We start from the raw sequence: 17,359 nt of genomic DNA, 5'->3' as shown, positions 1-17,359 counted from the left end.
ATTTTCTCTATAATCAGTAAATACTAGATAAGGAGAATTTATGTATATGGCCGAACCGATTATTTCATTTAAAAATGTAAATTTTAAGTATCATAGTCAGGCAGAACCTACACTTCACAGTATAAACATTAATATTTATCCTGGAGAAAAAGTATTGGTAGTTGGCGCATCAGGTAGTGGTAAATCAACATTTATCAATTGTATTAATGGTTTAATTCCAAATAAATATGAAGGTGAATTAACTGGAAAAATAGAGATTAAAAGTAAAAATACTAATGATTACACATTTCATGAACGTTCGAATGTCGTAGGAACAGTACTACAAGATACAGATGGACAATTTGTAGGGCTGACAGCAGCTGAAGATATGGCGTTTATTCTTGAAAATAATAATATTTCAAACAGAGAAATGAAAGATAGAGTAAACCATTGGGCGAAAATCGTGGGTATTCAGCAACATTTATCTAAAAGGCCTCAAGATTTATCTGGAGGTCAAAAACAACGAGTTTCTTTAGGAGGTATATTAATTCATCAAACGCCCATTTTATTATTTGATGAACCATTAGCGAATCTTGATCCCAAGACTGGTCAAGAAACGATACATTTATTAGAAGAAATACATCACAAAACAAATTCTACTATTTTGATGGTTGAACATCGTTTAGAAGAAGCTTTAAATCAAACATTTGATCGAGTCATCTTATTTAATGAAGGTAAGATTATAGCTGATACTACGCCAGATCATTTGCTTAAAACTAATCAACTATTAGAAGCAGGTATTCGTGAACCTTTATATGTTACTGTTATGAAATATGCTAATGTACCATTGAAGAATTTAGATAATATTTCGAATAAAGAAAAAATATTAGAGTTTAAAACTGTTCAAAATTCGATACTGTCATGGTTTAACCATATAAAAATTAAAGAAATAGAGAATAGTAATAATGAAACATTACTAAGTTTGTCTAACATTACATATCAATATAATAAACGAGGCGTCAAAGTATTAAATAATGTTAATTTAGATATTAATAATAAAGAAATGATAAGTATTGTAGGTCATAATGGAGCCGGAAAATCTACACTTGCTAAAGCTATATGTGGATTTTTAAAAACTAAAGGTAAGATGTATTGGGAAGACAAACGGTTTGATAAATTGTCTATTAGCGAACGGTCTAGTTATGTAGGTTATGTTATGCAAAATCCAAATCATATGATATGCGAAAAAATGATTTATGATGAAGTTGCATTAGGATTAAGGCTTCGAAATATTGATGAAGAGAAAATTAAAGAAAAGGTTCATAGTGTTTTAAAAATATGTGGTTTGTATTCATTTAGAAATTGGCCAATTGCGGCACTGAGTTATGGACAGAAAAAACGTGTAACCATTGCATCAATACTTGTATTAGATCCTAAAGTTATAATTTTGGACGAGCCCACTGCAGGGCAAGATTTCTATCATTATACTGAAATGATGGAATTTCTTAGTAAATTAAACCAGCAAGGTAAAACAATTATAATGATTACACATGATATGCACTTATTAGTAGAATACACAGAACGTACAATCGTAGTATCTGAAGGACAAATTATAGCAGATTCAACTCCAATTGACGTTTTGTTAAATAACGAATTGTGCATGCAAGCTTCGCTACATACGACATCTTTATATGATGTAGCAAGAAAGTTAGATATCCAAAAACCTCAAGAATTTGTAAAAAAATTCATAGAATATGATAAAGAGGTGAGATAAATATGTCTGATTTAAATACATTAGGATATCATCCGGGTACAAGTTCTATTCATCATTTAAATGCAACAGCTAAATTAGTATTCTTTTTATTAGTTTCTGTTTCAGCAATGATTACATATGATACAAGATACTTGATTGTAGTAGCTATCATATCCATTTTATTATTTAAAGTGTCTCACCTTAAATGGTACCAAGTAAGTTTCGTGGTGAAATTTATATTTTTCTTTACTGTCTTGAATTTATTTGCAGTGTATCTATTTGATCCTGAATATGGAGTTCGTTTATATGATAAAAGAGATATTATTTGGAATGGAGTAGGACGATTTACGATTACATCTCAAGAATTATTTTATTTATCTAATTTACTATTAAAATATATTTGTACTATTCCTTTAGCTCTAGTATTCTTACTTACTACAAATCCAAGTCATTTTGCGGCTAGTCTGAATAAAATAGGAGTTAATTATAAAATTAGTTATGCAGTCGCTTTAGCATTAAGGTATATACCAGACATACAAGAAACGTACTTTAATATTTCTCAGGCACAACAAGCGAGAGGATTTGAAATGTCTAAAAAAGTAAATTTACTAAATAGACTTAAAGGGGCTTCTAAAATTGTCTTACCATTAATTTTTTCGAGTTTGGATAGGATTGAAATAATAAGTACGGCTATGGAATTACGCCAATTTGGACAACATAAATCGCGTACATGGTATGTAAGCGAGCCTTTTAAAAAGAAAGATATTATTGTAATCTTTATAGCATTACTTTTTATTGTGATAGTAATAACATTATTTTATATAAATGAAGGTAGATTCTATAACCCTTGGAAATAACTAAAAATAACTCCCCGTAACGTTAGAGTTAGTGGGGAGTTTATATTTAATTTAGAAGAAAAAGTTCCAAATCGTCTGCAAGGTATGGTTTTCGATAATAATAAATAAACCAAGTCCAATATAGACCACTGCCATTATCCAACGACTGAACTTCTCTACAGTTTCTCCGATTTCAGGAATAGATGCAAGCTTCTGTGCAGTAAACACTAAGACATAGATTAAAATTAAAAAGACGATTAATGTCACAATGAGTTCAGAGACACTTAATGTGACAAAGTAAGGGACAAATAATCCGATGTTATCTGCTCCGCAACTTGCGATCGTCACTAACGCAACCGTGCCAATTAGTTTAGTTAATCCGTGTTTGTCTAGTTCTTGTTTCGCTCTTTTTTCTCCTTCACAATCATCAAAAATAGCTACTTTTAATCCTAAATAGATAGGAATAAGACCAAGTAATCCTAAAATCCATTTTTCAGGCACATAATTTAAGACAAAGGCAAAGAATAAACTTACGACAATCAATGTCACAGATCCTACATATTGACCAATATAAATATTTCTATATTCTTTTTTTGTCTGTGCTCGCGCGAAAAAAATAAGCAAAATAACAAGTAAGTCGACTGCAGTTGCGATATACAATATCGCAGCAGTAATGATAGTTTGAATCATAGTTTAACTGTCCTTTTAAAAGTGATATTGAATAAAGTATAACGCATTTCAAATAAGAATTATATAGATTTTATTTTAAAATTTTCACCAAATTTTTAATGTCTACTTGCATGGAAAAAATAAAAAACAATAAATACTAAATAATTTGAAAATTCAAAATATAAAGTGTAAAATGAAAATGAAGAGATTAGAAAGCGCTTACAAATATCTCTTTATAATAAAATGATAAAAGTTCTCTTACGGAAGGAGGCGTTCATTCATGAGTGAATCATATGATTTGATTGTGATTGGTGCAGGACCTGGAGGGTATGTATCAGCCATTCGTGCCGCACAATTGGGTAAAAAGGTGGCAGTCATCGAAAAATTCAATGCTGGAGGCACTTGTTTAAATGTGGGTTGTATTCCATCTAAAACATTATTAGAACACGGGGAAAAAGCACATAGCATTCAAGTTGCTAATGACTGGGGAATGACGACGAAAGAATTAAATATCGATTTTCCTAAATTTGTACAACGTAAAAAGAAAGTGGTACAAACACTTACGGGTGGCGTTAAACAGTTACTAAAGAAAAATAAAGTAGCTTATATTGAGGGAGAAGCAAGCATTTCAAAAGACTTAAACGTAAAAGTAAATAATGAAACGTATCAAGGTAAAGATATTATTTTAGCGACAGGTAGTAAACCATTTGTACCACCTATTGATGGATTAGATAACATCGATTATGAAACAACAGATACATTTTTCGATTTAAAACAACTACCTAAACAATTAGCAGTGATTGGCGGTGGTGTCATCGCAACAGAACTCGCTTCATCAATGGCTGATCTTGGCGTGAACGTAACCATTGTTGAAGTGGCAGATGATATTTTACTTACTGAAATTGATGATACACGTGAGTTATTAAAAGCTCATTTAGAAAATCAAGGTATTAACATTATTACAAAGGCGAAAATTAAAACAGTAGATAAAACTAAAATTGTACTCGATGGTCAAGATGACGTCAGCTTCGAAACGTTACTTGTCGCGACAGGTAGACAACCGAATACACAAGTGGCTAAAGATTTAAATTTAGAGATGGATGGCAAGTTCTTTAAAGTGGATGACCATTATCAAACAAGTCAAAAACATGTCTATGCGATTGGTGATTTAGTCAAAGGTTATCAACTTGCACATGCTGCAAGTGCACATGGTATTCATGTAGCAGAAACACTTGCTGGAGAACACCCACCACTTGTTCGTCAAGAAAACATTACACGTTGTATTTATACACGACTTGAAGCGGCATCCATTGGCTTATCAAAAGAGCAAGCCAAAGAAGCGGGATATGATGTGAAAGTCATACAATCAGCGTTTCAAGGTAATGCGAAGGCGCTCATTAAAGGGGAAAATGAAGGAATTATAAAATTAGTTATTGATCAAACATATGGAGAAATACTTGGCGCCTTTATTGTAGGACCTCATGCGACAGACTTAATTGGTGAAGTCCTAGGAGTAAAAGCGTCAGAAGGTACCATCTATGAATTATCCGAAATAATTCAACCACATCCCGCATTATTAGAAGCGATTGGCGAAGGTGCGGATGCATACTTTGGTTCTGCAATTCACATGTAGTTATTACACTTACGCCCTATGAAAGATAGGAGGAATTGACAATGAAAATGGAAAAAGAACAAGCACGTTGGATTTATAAAACAATGAATGAAATTCGATTTTTTGAAGAGAAGGTACACAAAATTTTTAGTGATGGTCAAATCCCAGGATTTGTACATTTATATGTCGGTGAAGAAGCCGTTGCCACAGGTGTCATGTCACAACTGACTGACGATGATTATATTACAAGTACACACCGTGGTCATGGACATGCTATCGCAAAAGGTTGCGATTTAAACGGTATGATGGCAGAAATCATGGGTAAACGTGATGGTTTAGGTCATGGTAAAGGTGGCTCAATGCATGTTGCCGAAATTGACAAAGGGATGCTCGGTGCCAATGGTATCGTAGGTGGCGGTTTTGGTCTTGCGATTGGTGCAAGTATTTCAATTATTAACCAAGGTAAAGACAATGTCGCCGTATGCTTCTTTGGTGATGGTGCTGCAAATGAAGGGACATTCCATGAAGGTTTAAACTTCGCTTCAATTTTAAACTTGCCAGTTATCTTTGTCTGTGAGAATAACCAATTCGCTGAAGGTACGACACACGACTATGCAAGTGCATCTGAAACGATTGCAGAACGTGCTTCTGCATATAATATGCCAGGCGTACGTGTAGATGGCATGGATGTCTTAGAGGTTTATAAAGCAACACAAGAAGCAGTAGACCGCGCTAAAAAAGGGGAAGGGCCTACATTAATCGAATGTGATACGTATCGTAAATATGGTCACTTTGAAGGTGACGAACAAAAAGTTAAGTCACCAGATGATCGTAATGCGGATAAAAATGCCACTGTAGAATTCAGAAAACAAGCGATTGAAGAAGGTTGGTTAACTGAAGAAGAAGCAGATGATATTGAAAACACAGCTGAACAAGCCGTAGAAGATGCTGTGAAATTTGCGGACGAAAGTGAATTACCAGATGAAGATTCACTATACAAAGATGTTTTTGCATAAGAAACCTTTAAAGCACTAAAACGAAGAAATAGATAAGAACGAACCTAACCAGACGAGGAGGTTTTTACGATGAGTGAAGAACGTAAATTAACATTTATGGGCGCGATTAATGAAGCGATTGATCAATCTATGGAGAAAGATGAAAATGTCATCTTAATTGGTACAGACGTTTCAGGTGGCGCAAAAGTAGAACATATTCAAGACGACGATACATTTGGTGGCGTATTCGGTGTTACAAAAGGACTGGCTAAAAAATATAGTCGTAAACGAGTGATTGATACACCTATTTCTGAACATATTACATTAAGTGCAGCTGTAGGATCAGCAGCTACCGGATTACGTCCAATCGCAGAACTCATGTTTAACGATTTTATTGGCTTTGGTTTAGACCCAATTTTAAACCAAGGTGCAAAAATGAGATATATGTTTGGTGGTAAAGCTAAAATTCCATTAGTGGTACGTACCGTTCATGGCGCTGGCGCAAGTGCGGCAGCACAACACTCTCAATCTCTATATAATATGTTCGCAACAATTCCAGGTGTTAAAGTAGTTGTACCATCAAATCCATATGATGCAAAAGGATTATTAATGTCAGCGATTCAAGACGATAACTTAGTTGTATTTTCAGAAGATAAAACATTACTTGGTCAAAAAAGTAATGTCCCTGAAGAACCTTATACGATTGAGATTGGTAAAGCCAATGTTACACGAGAAGGTGATGATTTAACTATTGTCGCAATTGGTAAAATGGTTGCAGTGGCTGAAGAAACAGCTGACCGACTTGAAGAAGATAACGTTTCAGTAGAAGTCATTGATTTACGTTCAGTGTCTCCATGGGATCAAGATACAGTGTTAGAATCAGTGAAAAAAACAGGTCGCTTAATTGTTATTGATGAATCAAGTCCACAATGTAACATTGCTGGTGACGTCGCTTCTGTCATCGGTGATATTGGATTCGATTATTTAGACGGTCCAATCAAAAAAGTAACAGCACCAGATACACCAGTACCATTTGCATCAAACTTAGAAGCGGCATATATTCCAAATGCAGATAAAGTATTAGACGTAGCATCTGAATTAGTTGATGACTTAAAAAAGGCTAACGTGTAGGGAGGTGTATCACAATGAGTGAAAATATTATTATGCCAAAGCTTGGTATGACAATGAAAGAAGGTACTGTAGAAGAGTGGTTTAAATCAGAAGGCGATACAGTAGAAGAAGGCGAAAGCATTGTCACAATTAGCTCTGAAAAATTAACAAACGATGTCGAAGCACCTACAAGTGGAACATTACTAAAAATCAAAGTACAAGCAGGCGAAGATGCAAAAGTAAAAGCAGTGCTTGGTATCATCGGAGAAGAAGGCGAAGACGTAGGAAGCGATGACGATGATTCTGAAGAAACTACCCAAGAGAATAAAGATAACGACACAACGTCTGAAGATCAACAAGCTTCTTCAAATGAAGAACAATCTGATAAAAAAGATACAGAAAAAGAAGCGAAGCCTGAACAACGTGACCGTATCTTTATCTCTCCATTAGCACGTAATATGGCTAAAGATAAGGACCTTGATATCACAAGAATTAAAGGTACAGGTGGAAATGATCGTATTACAAAATTAGATATTCAACGTGTAGACTCAGAAGGCTATGATTATGAAGGTGAAGCGGATACGTCTAACGAAAATGCATCTTCAACGCCACAAAACTTCGATGTGTCTAGCATTGGTGAAGGTCTGAATCCAATGCGTCAACGTATTGCTCAAAATATGCGACAAAGTCTTAATAATACTGCTCAATTAACATTACATCGCAAAGTCAATGCAGATCGTTTATTAGACTTTAAAGCTCGATTATCTGAAGAATTAAAAGATGCAGATCAAGATGTAAAATTGACAGTCACAGCTTTATTAGCTAAAGCAGTAGTCCTAGCACTTAAAGAATATGGCGCAATGAATGCTCGTTATGAAAACGGTGAATTAACAGAATACGATGATGTACATTTAGGTATTGCGACATCACTTGAAGATGGTCTTATGGTGCCAGTCATTGACAATGCAGATACTAAAAGTATTGGCACTTTAGCAAAAGAAATTAAAACATCAGCTGAAGCAGTACGGGAAGGAAATACAGGTGACGTTCAACTTAGTGGCGCGACATTTACAATTACGAATATGGGTGCAAGTGGTATCGAATACTTCACACCAATTTTAAATTTAGGTGAAACAGGTATCTTAGGTGTCGGTGCTCTAGCTAAAGAACTTGTGCTTGAAGGAGATCAGGTAAAACAAGTCTCTCGTATCCCATTAAGTTTAACTTTCGATCATCAAATCTTAGATGGCGCAGGCGCAGCTGATTTCTTAAAAGTACTTGCTAAATATATTGAAAATCCATATTTATTGATGTTATAAAAAACATGAAACATCAATTTAATGAATAACCCCCAATTTTGGGGGTTATTGTATTATGTAAGCTAACAACAAATATAATAGAGGAGTGGTTCATTATGTCAGAAAATCAAAATCAAGGTTGTATAAAATGTGGTCATACAGAAGTAGAAGAAGGTACATTATCTGCAACAGGATCAGGATTGTCTAAATTTTTAGATGTACAACATAATAATTTTAAGACGATAACTTGTAAAAATTGTGGATATACCGAATTTTATAAACAAGATAGAAACAGAAGTAGAGACTTTATTGATTTGTTCTTTGGAGGATAAGTCAAAAAAATAGGACAGCAGTAACCCTTGTGGTTGCTGCTTTTTCAATCTTTAAGTAAGACTTCGGGTCGTGTGAAGTTAGACTTTCGGATGTCTAAAAGTTATAAAAAATATTTAATATATTGACTTGATATTCTTGGAATTTTAAGTCATTGTATAAGTATAGGTTAAGTAACCTATAATTTAATAATCTCTGCTAGGGGTGCTTTATATTGCTGAAAGGAAAATCATGTTCCAACCCTTTGAACCTGATCTAGTTAATACTAGCGTAGGGAAGCCAGTGAGTCACTTTACAATGACATATGGATGTTTTCATAATTTGATGAAAAGGTCAATTTAACGATGAATCATTTTCTTCATTATGATACTTACATATATTTTCGTATATATTCACTTATTCTTATGCATTCAGTATTAAGCTGAATGCTTTTTTTATGAATCATATAATCAGTGATATTTAGACCCTTCTAGTAACCTAACTTAGGAGGCATTGTTAATGAAACAAGAAAAAATCAATTTTAAAAGAACTTTTCCAGCAAGTAAACGTATTTTTAAAAAAGGCGAGGGTAAGGATAGTGATATCTTTGTGCCATTTCGAGAAATTGAACTTTCTGATACCCAATTAGAACAACGTAGTTTTCAAAATGAACCTGTCGTAGTGTACGATACAGCAGGTCCTTATCATGATGACAGTTATGAGGTTGATATCAATCACGGACTTCCAAAGGTTCGCGATGCATGGATTGAAGCACGTGAAGACGTTGAACATTATGAAGGTCGTCGTATTCAATCGATTGATAATGGTTTTTCAAAAGAAGGCCATAAAAACTATGTAGCTCATCCATTTGAATATCAACCAAGACGTAGCAGTAAAGAGACACCTGTGACACAAATGTACTACGCTAAACAAGGGATTATCACTAAAGAAATGAAATTTGTAGCAATTAGGGAACAAGTGGAACCAGAATTTGTAAGGGAAGAAATTGCGAGAGGACGCGCGATTATCCCTAATAATATCAATCATCCTGAATCTGAACCAATGATTATTGGTAAAAACTTCTCAGTAAAAATCAACGCAAACATTGGTAACTCTATTGTGTCATCATCTATTGAAGCAGAAATTGAAAAATTAGTTTGGGCCACACATTGGGGTGCAGATACGATTATGGATTTATCTACAGGAAAAAATATCCATACAACTCGTGAGTATCTCTTACGTAACTCACCTGTACCAGTAGGAACAGTGCCAATCTATCAAGCGTTAGAAAAAGTAAATGGGGTGGCAGAAGATTTAACATGGGAAGCGTATAGAGATACATTAATTGAACAAGCTGAACAAGGGGTCGATTATTTTACTATTCACGCAGGATTACGTCTTCATTATATTCCATTAACTGTTGATCGTTTGACTGGGATTGTTTCTCGTGGTGGCTCAATTATTGCACAATGGTGTCTTGCACATCACGAAGAAAGCTTTTTATATACACACTTCGATGAGATTTGTGAAATTTTAAGTCAATATGATGTTGCTATTTCTCTAGGAGATGGTTTGCGTCCTGGTTCAATTTATGACGCTAACGATGAAAGTCAATTTGCGGAGTTGAAAACGTTAGGTGAGTTAACGGATATTGCTTGGAAATATAATGTGCAAGTTATGATTGAAGGTCCAGGGCATATTCCAATGCATAAAATTAAAGAAAACCAAGATTTAGCAGATTTCTATTGTAAAGAAGCACCATTTTATACATTAGGACCTCTTGTAACAGACATCGCACCAGCATATGACCATATTACGTCTGCCATTGGTGCTGCTCAAATTGCGAGCCATGGTACGGCAATGTTATGTTACGTGACACCTAAAGAACATTTAGGTTTACCAAATAAAGATGACGTACGTGAAGGTGTCGTCACTTATAAAATTGCTGCACATGCAGCAGATTTATCTAAAGGCTTACCAGGGGCAACAGAACGCGACGATGCAATTAGTAAAGCACGCTTTGAGTTTCGTTGGATTGATCAATTCAACCTTGCATTAGATCCTGATCGAGCAAGAGAATTTCACGATGAAACATTACCCGCAGAATCAGCGAAAATTGCACATTTCTGTAGTATGTGTGGGCCCAAATTCTGTTCAATGCGCTTATCACACGATATTCGCGATTCCTACAAAGAACAACTTGAAGGCATGAAAAAGAAAGCCGAAGAATTTAGAGAAGGCGGCAATAAAATTTATCATTAACTAGAAAATAGATAGATGATGAAGAAAGGTAGCGATTATATCTCGCTACCTTTTTAAATAGAAAAAACTCCTTAGATATACCCATTTCGTCTAACTACTGATACGATAGTGTTATACATATTTCCAGGGTAATATTGCTAGGAGGGTTTAGCATGGATAATCATGCAGAATTTAAAAAAGGAATTTTATTTGCGTTAGGGGCGCATTTATTATGGGGGATTCTACCTATTTATTGGAGATTCATTCACGGTATTAGCGCATTTGAAATTTTAGCATATCGCATTATCCTTGCGATGGTTTTTATGATTCTAATGATTTTTGTATTAAAAAAATCACAAGCGCTTAAACATGATATCAATCAACTCGTAGCACATCCGATTCAACTTGTTGCGATTATTATTGCAGGTTATGTGATTACGATTAACTGGGGAACATTCATTTGGGCAGTGTCTAATGGTCATGTGCTACAAACCAGTTTAGGTTATTATATTAATCCATTAGTGAGTGTCTTACTCGCATTTATTTTCTTAAAAGAGCGTTTCAATAAGTTTGAAACGTTAGCGATTGTATCAGCCGTAATTGGCGTCATTTACATGACAATGAAGATAGGAGAATTTCCAATTATTTCTTTAATGTTGGCATTCTCATTTGGGATTTACGGTTTACTAAAAAAATTGGTACGTGTTGAAGCAATGAGTGGGATTGCGATTGAATGTATTGTGACAGCACCAGCAGGACTGATTTATATCATTTATTTATGGCAAGCACACCAATCATCAGTCGGTTTGAATATGAGTACATTTTTACTCTTATTCTCTGGAGCGGTAACAGCTGTCCCACTTATTTTATTCTCAGCGGGCGCTCGTCGCATTCCGCTATCACTGACAGGATTTATTCAATACATTAGTCCAACGATTATCTTTTTACTAGGTATCTTCGTATTTAAAGAAAAATTCGATATCCACCAATTCATTACATTTATCTTTATTTGGATTGGTATTGCGCTTTATAGTATCTCTCAATATATTAAAATGAAACGTAGTCCTAGACCAGAATAAAAAACAAGCCACCCCTCACTACTTGATGAGTGAAGGATGGCTCTATTTATCATCTATAAAAAATATTTAAATTAGCCTAAAGAACCGTTACCAGTTTGGTTTTCATTTTTAAGGTTTTTATAAAAAACGCCAGCAAATACTGCTACGATAGCAATAATGCCAATATATTCAGAAATTTTACGTCCTGGTGATTTATATCCAGCCATAACATGACCTCCATTTATTAAGTTTTACGTAGTTAAAGCGTATAGTGAAGTATTCCCGTTTTCAAAATAAAAAAACATGTCCATCGTTAATTTTAATAAAGGTATTGTAGAGTGAACAAGATACATAGCTACATCAATGATCTTCATTATAGACAATACCTCCTTTAAATCTAAGAATCTGCACGACATATTCTTCATTATTTTTATTATTTACATTTCTAGCAATTGATACCATGTCATGACGTTTTTTAACTTTTCATAGGATGACTACTGATATAGAAAGAAGTACCGTTAATAGAATGAAGCAGAAGTATGACAAATAAACATAGGTATTATCTATTAAGTTTCTTCGCAAAGTAAGCAAAATAACTCATCATTATAGCGAAAACAACAGATGAAATGAAACAACGCACAATACCTAGATCTAATTTTAAAAGTCGTTGTGCTAAATAAAAGATTATAAAATAAACGATAAAAAAGTATAGGAAATAACGTATTGTTTTCATTAGTTCTCTCCTTATCAATTAAAATATGTATGATTTAAGGCTAACATGTGTTGAATACAAATTAAAAATAATGAAAGAATAAAAAGTAGAGTAATATTATAAGTATTATATAATTAATTGGATTTTCAATTAATTATATTTCAATAAATTTATATTTTAATTTATAAAAATTTGAATATTTGAGTGTAATATTATATATTAAAAGTGGAAGTTCATTATAATTCTATAAGAGGAGTGATCCATAATGAAGAAATTTGCAAAAGCAATGGTCGTTGGTGGTATTACTTTAGGAACAGTATTAGGGTTTAATGTAACTGAGCATAACGGGGTATCAAATGAAGCACATGCACAAACGCAAACATCACAAGGCTATCATTATGATTATCATGGTTATACAAAGTCAGGTGGCGAATTCGTATTAAATCACACGTTCTATAATGCGTTAAAAGCTGGAAATGTGACATTTAACGGAATTAAAGTGAATGAGCAGTATCAACATGGTACATCAACAAAAAAAGTATACGACCAAACATTTAATCAAGTCAAAGGCAACACAGCAGCAATGATTGATTTTAAGGTCGCACCTAAAAAAGTAAGCTTAGAACAAGTGAAAGACGTTTACGGAGATCATTATCAATATCAACCATCACTGACTGAGAAACAAGCAGATAAAACAGAAGGATTATACGGTTACACAGTAGGTAAAGGTCATATTACATTCCATGTCACAAATGGATACGTTGATCACGTTGTTGTGTCTTAATAGAAGATATAAAAGGGCAGCACCTCATTGCGAGGTGCTGTTTTTTATTAATCGAGTATATTGATGAATGTCATAATGAAAGTCAGTATACAAGCAATAATAATGACTAACTTTCCTTTTTCTGTTTTCTCATGTCCATGTTGGTATTCTCGTAAAACAAATAACCATGAAATGATAACTAGCAATCCTAAAATAATACTGACAAATGAGTCATATTTTAAATTTTATAATTCTATTTATATTAATATGTTCGTAGATGACAAAAATTTCAGTATTAATAAATATTAACGCTATTGATATAAATATAGTGTAATTGAATTTTGAAAACATTTTTAAATTACTCGTTGATATTGTAAATGTATGAAAACAAGAACAGCCGCAGTTTCCTAATTATGACTCTGGAAGCTATGGACCTAAAGAAAGTGAAAAATTACTTAGTGAAGACGGATTGAATTGGTGGAATAATTTGTAATATAAAAGACTTAAAGTTGTCGTCTTTTGAATAAGTAGTTAATCATTGATTAATATGCAATAATCAATGTTGTAAAGATTATAAAGGGAGGATACTTAATGGATTTTATTAATATTACAAGTGCTTCACAAAATAACTTGAAAAACATAGATGTAAATATCCCAAAACACTTAGTAACCGTATTTACAGGACGTTCTGGTTCAGGGAAATCATCTTTAGTGTTTAATACTATTGCTGCGGAATCTGAACAGCTACTAAATGAAAGTTATTCCAGTTATATCCAATTTCATTTAAATCAACAACCTAGACCGAAAGTGAAAAAAATTAAAAATCTTCCTGTAGCAATGACAATTAATCAGAAAAGATTCAATGGGAATTCTCGCTCTACGGTAGGAACAGTTTCGGATATATATGCCTCCGTTAGATTACTGTGGTCTAGAATAGGCGAACCGTTTGTTGGCTATTCAGATGTATATTCCTTCAATAGTCCTAAGGGCATGTGTAAAACTTGTGAAGGATTAGGATATATTGAAGACATTAACTTAGATGAATTGCTAGATTGGGATAAGTCTTTAAATGAAGGTGCCATAGACTTTCCTTCTTTTGGACCAGATAAAGAGCGTGGTAAAGCCTATCGAGATAGTGGTTTATTTGATAATAATAAAAAATTGAAAGACTATACAAAAGATGAATTAGAATTATTTTTATATCAAGAGCCAATGACGTTAAAAAATCCTCCTAAAGAATGGAGAAAGTCAGCTAAATATGTAGGGCTAATACCTAGATTCAGTAGAATATTTTTAGGCGATAAAGAATTTAATAAAAAACGCTATGCCAAACATCTTAAAAATGTAGTAAATAATAAAATATGTCCTACATGTAAAGGTCAACGTTTAAACTCGAAAATATTAAGTTCTAAAATTATGAGTAAAAATATTTCTGATTTCACACAAATGACAATTAAGGAAAATTTAGAGTTTCTTAATAAATTAGAGGATCCAACAGCTAAATATATTATTGATCCTCTCAAAAAGCAGTTAGAAGCACTAAAATATATTGGATTAAGTTATTTAACGCTTAACCGTGTCACAACGACATTATCAGGCGGTGAAGCGCAACGTCTTAAATTAATACGTCATTTAAATAGTTCTTTATCGGATTTAGTTTACATTATAGATGAACCAAGTGTTGGTTTGCATCCGGAAGATATAGCTAAAATCAATGAAATTTTAAAATCTTTAAAAGACAAAGGCAATACTGTGTTAATTGTTGAACATGATCCCGATGTTATTAAAGAAGGGGACTATATCATAGATATGGGACCAGGTTCAGGAAAAAATGGTGGTGAAATCACATTTGAAGGAACATATAATGAATTACTCTCTTCAAATACTTCGACAGGTAACGCATTACGTCACAAACATAATTTAAAAGAGAATATTCGTGAAGCGAACCATTTTTATAATATCGGTCCTGTGACACAAAACAATTTAAATAACGTAAAAACGTCTATACCTAAACACGTATTAACAGTCTTAACAGGCGTTGCTGGTTCAGGTAAGAGTACCCTTGTTAAAGCAGGTTTTGAAAATAATGACCATACCATCTTTATTGATCAAAAAGCAGTTCAAGGATCTAATAAATCTAATCTGTTAACGTATTTAGGTGTTTTTGATAGCGTAAGAAGCTTTTTCAGTAAAGAAACAGGCTTAAATAAAGCTATGTTTAGTTATAACTCAAAAGGTGCCTGTCCAAATTGTGGTGGAAAGGGCTACATTAAAACGGAACTTGCTTTTATGGGTGATTTTTCACAGACATGTGAAGTTTGTCATGGTAAACGTTATAAACAAGAAGTATTAGATGCTACCATAGATGGGTATTCAATCGCCGATGTTCTCGATTTGACGGTTGACGAAGGTATTATTTTCTTTGATAAAAAGAATGATATTAAGTCAAAATTACAATCTGTAAGTAAAACAGGTTTGAATTATATGTCACTTGGACAACCTTTATCCACTTTGTCTGGTGGAGAGATTCAACGCGTGAAACTAGCACAACATTTAGATGAAGAGATAAAAAATAGTATTTTTATTTTTGACGAACCAACCACAGGCCTACATGAATCGGATATCCCTATATTGATGGAGTGTTTTGATGATTTAATTGATCAAAACAATACAGTTATTTTGATTGAACATAATTTATCGATTATGTGTGAAGCAGATTGGATCATCGATGTCGGTCCAGGCCCTGGGTTGGATGGCGGAAAGGTCCAATTTAGTGGAACACCTAAAAACTTTATTGATAGTTCAGAAACATTGACATCTAAACACTTGAAACGCTATATCAATCAGTAGAAATAGAAGAGTTGGATGAGTTTATATTTATTATATTCATTCAACTCTTTTCTTATCATAGATTCTTTCAATATAGAAATATTGAAAGAATTGTCTATCCAGTAGTTCCACCAAAAGTTGAGTATAAGTTAACAAACATAGGAAAAACACTCGATAAAGTAGTTTATGCAATTTGTGATTGGGGGGGATGAATTTCTGGAAGAAATTTCTAAATAGAAAAATGTTAAAATTTAAATATATAGGTAAAAGACGCCTCAACTTTGAACGAGTTATTCAAAGTAAGGCGTCTTTATCTATATAGTATTGTGGTTTTAAAATAACTTTAATAGTATTATCTTTTTTTTGATCAAAGATGTCATAAACTTCTTTTACATCTTCTAACGGCATAGTATGAGTGATAATTTCTGTTGGATTATTTACTTCACATACTTCCATATTTTTATATCCTTGATAAGTAACTGATTTCATACAATCATCCTCTTTTAGCAAATATGCGCCTGTTATTAAAATACAAACTCAAACGAGTAAATTAAGTAATTATTATTTTGTGTTAAATATACATAATTTACATATAAATCATGTGAATTTATTGAATATAATCATCTTTTTTTGAAAATAGTATCTATAACAAAAGGAGGATATTCCCCATTCATTCACCATCAAATTTATTTTCTTATACGCCTCACTATCTCAGAATATCAATGTAAATAATTTTTCTATTATTTACCCCAAAATAAAGTTTGAAAGTATATATATTAATATTACTCCAACAATGATTTTGAACCATATAGAAGAATTTGAAAAAATACAAGGAAAGAGAAAAACAGAAAATAATACATAATTTAACTTATCGGAAGTTATCTGTAACACAATTATTAGAAATGATATAATACAAAAGTCGTCGTTCACTTCTGTGCTGTATTTAGCATGGAAGGAGGTGACATCATGTTCAGTACACTATTTGTAACTATTATAGCTCCTATCATAGTAGGAGTTATACTCACGTTATTTTCTCATTGGCTGAATAATCGTGAAAAGTAATTTAGCGACGACATATAGCTAATACACCAAAAGAGCCCGATAACTATTCGCAGTAGTTATCGGGCTCGGTGTTTATCATGTTAGTACACTATTTGTTAATCAAATTATAACACTGGTTAGTAGAGGAATGCAA

The 17,359-nt window shown here is 33.2% G+C and carries 15 protein-coding genes, 2 pseudogenes and 1 riboswitch; of the genes and pseudogenes, 13 read left to right on the top strand and 4 right to left on the bottom strand.

Annotated features, from left to right (window positions below; genetic code table 11):
• Positions 1-46 precede the first annotated feature (46 nt).
• Together HMPREF2578_RS02310 and HMPREF2578_RS02305 are read left to right on the top strand one after the other, a co-directional pair.
• Positions 47-1,753, top strand: coding sequence for an ABC transporter ATP-binding protein (locus HMPREF2578_RS02310; RefSeq protein WP_070508239.1), 1,707 nt, complete (start codon positions 47-49; stop codon positions 1,751-1,753).
• 2 nt (positions 1,754-1,755) lie between these two features.
• Positions 1,756-2,589: an energy-coupling factor transporter transmembrane component T family protein gene (locus tag HMPREF2578_RS02305; RefSeq protein ID WP_061544140.1), complete on the top strand. Its 834-nt coding sequence runs from the start codon at positions 1,756-1,758 to the stop codon at positions 2,587-2,589.
• 51 nt (positions 2,590-2,640) lie between these two features.
• On the opposite strand, the gene HMPREF2578_RS02300 is transcribed toward HMPREF2578_RS02305, so the two are convergent.
• On the bottom strand, positions 2,641-3,258 hold the full coding sequence (locus tag HMPREF2578_RS02300) for a CadD family cadmium resistance transporter (RefSeq protein ID WP_049419899.1): 618 nt from the start codon (positions 3,256-3,258) through the stop codon (positions 2,641-2,643).
• A gap of 259 nt (positions 3,259-3,517) precedes the next feature.
• Here HMPREF2578_RS02300 and lpdA point away from each other — a divergent pair, with 259 nt between their 5' ends.
• The 7 genes from lpdA to rarD all read left to right on the top strand — a co-directional run bounded on the left by lpdA (position 3,518) and on the right by rarD (position 11,881).
• Positions 3,518-4,870: a dihydrolipoyl dehydrogenase gene (gene lpdA, locus HMPREF2578_RS02295; RefSeq protein WP_054105533.1), complete on the top strand. Its 1,353-nt coding sequence runs from the start codon at positions 3,518-3,520 to the stop codon at positions 4,868-4,870.
• Between the two features lie 41 nt (positions 4,871-4,911).
• Positions 4,912-5,865, top strand: a complete 954-nt coding sequence (locus HMPREF2578_RS02290) for a thiamine pyrophosphate-dependent dehydrogenase E1 component subunit alpha (RefSeq protein WP_002454646.1) — start codon at positions 4,912-4,914, stop codon at positions 5,863-5,865.
• A 69-nt stretch (positions 5,866-5,934) separates the two neighbouring features.
• A complete protein-coding gene (locus HMPREF2578_RS02285) occupies positions 5,935-6,975 on the top strand; it encodes an alpha-ketoacid dehydrogenase subunit beta (RefSeq protein WP_049335336.1) in 1,041 nt (346 codons plus the stop codon).
• Between the two features lie 14 nt (positions 6,976-6,989).
• Complete coding sequence (locus HMPREF2578_RS02280) at positions 6,990-8,273, top strand: dihydrolipoamide acetyltransferase family protein (RefSeq protein WP_054105534.1); 1,284 nt, start codon at positions 6,990-6,992, stop codon at positions 8,271-8,273.
• A 95-nt stretch (positions 8,274-8,368) separates the two neighbouring features.
• Positions 8,369-8,584, top strand: a complete 216-nt coding sequence (locus HMPREF2578_RS02275; RefSeq protein ID WP_017174769.1) for a zinc ribbon domain-containing protein — start codon at positions 8,369-8,371, stop codon at positions 8,582-8,584.
• Between the two features lie 188 nt (positions 8,585-8,772).
• A riboswitch (TPP riboswitch) is annotated at positions 8,773-8,877 on the top strand.
• A gap of 203 nt (positions 8,878-9,080) precedes the next feature.
• Positions 9,081-10,823, top strand: coding sequence for a phosphomethylpyrimidine synthase ThiC (thiC, locus tag HMPREF2578_RS02270; RefSeq protein ID WP_070508238.1), 1,743 nt, complete (start codon positions 9,081-9,083; stop codon positions 10,821-10,823).
• A gap of 152 nt (positions 10,824-10,975) precedes the next feature.
• On the top strand, positions 10,976-11,881 hold the full coding sequence (gene rarD / locus HMPREF2578_RS02265; protein WP_070508237.1) for an EamA family transporter RarD: 906 nt from the start codon (positions 10,976-10,978) through the stop codon (positions 11,879-11,881).
• 71 nt (positions 11,882-11,952) lie between these two features.
• Here the strand turns inward: rarD and HMPREF2578_RS11275 are convergent, their stop codons facing one another.
• Together HMPREF2578_RS11275 and HMPREF2578_RS11270 are read right to left on the bottom strand one after the other, a co-directional pair.
• Positions 11,953-12,087, bottom strand: coding sequence for a hypothetical protein (locus HMPREF2578_RS11275; RefSeq protein ID WP_002449300.1), 135 nt, complete (start codon positions 12,085-12,087; stop codon positions 11,953-11,955).
• Positions 12,088-12,111: 24 nt separating this feature from the next.
• On the bottom strand, positions 12,112-12,234 hold the full coding sequence (locus HMPREF2578_RS11270) for a hypothetical protein (protein ID WP_017174772.1): 123 nt from the start codon (positions 12,232-12,234) through the stop codon (positions 12,112-12,114).
• A 603-nt stretch (positions 12,235-12,837) separates the two neighbouring features.
• On the opposite strand from HMPREF2578_RS11270, the gene HMPREF2578_RS02260 reads away from it, so the two are divergent.
• The 3 genes and pseudogenes from HMPREF2578_RS02260 to HMPREF2578_RS11220 all read left to right on the top strand — a co-directional run.
• Positions 12,838-13,356 carry an immunodominant staphylococcal antigen IsaB family protein gene (locus tag HMPREF2578_RS02260; RefSeq protein ID WP_070508236.1) on the top strand — a complete coding sequence of 173 codons (519 nt, stop codon included), beginning with the start codon at positions 12,838-12,840 and terminating at the stop codon, positions 13,354-13,356.
• A 570-nt stretch (positions 13,357-13,926) separates the two neighbouring features.
• Positions 13,927-16,185, top strand: coding sequence for an ATP-binding cassette domain-containing protein (locus HMPREF2578_RS02255; protein WP_070508235.1), 2,259 nt, complete (start codon positions 13,927-13,929; stop codon positions 16,183-16,185).
• A gap of 80 nt (positions 16,186-16,265) precedes the next feature.
• A pseudogene (locus HMPREF2578_RS11220) lies at positions 16,266-16,376 on the top strand (winged helix-turn-helix transcriptional regulator); the annotation flags it as partial.
• An 82-nt stretch (positions 16,377-16,458) separates the two neighbouring features.
• Here the strand turns inward: HMPREF2578_RS11220 and HMPREF2578_RS02250 are convergent.
• Positions 16,459-16,608: pseudogene (locus HMPREF2578_RS02250) on the bottom strand (alcohol dehydrogenase); the annotation flags it as partial.
• Positions 16,609-17,130: 522 nt separating this feature from the next.
• On the opposite strand from HMPREF2578_RS02250, the gene HMPREF2578_RS10810 reads away from it, so the two are divergent.
• Positions 17,131-17,226 carry a type I toxin-antitoxin system Fst family toxin gene (locus tag HMPREF2578_RS10810; protein ID WP_000493114.1) on the top strand — a complete coding sequence of 32 codons (96 nt, stop codon included), beginning with the start codon at positions 17,131-17,133 and terminating at the stop codon, positions 17,224-17,226.
• The last annotated feature ends 133 nt before the right edge of the window (positions 17,227-17,359 follow it).

This window comes from Staphylococcus sp. HMSC072H03, from assembly GCF_001809305.1.
GTDB classification, from domain to species: domain Bacteria; phylum Bacillota; class Bacilli; order Staphylococcales; family Staphylococcaceae; genus Staphylococcus; species Staphylococcus hominis.
The sequence above is the reverse complement of the archived record's forward strand: the minus strand, read 5'-3'. Positions and strand labels throughout refer to the sequence as shown.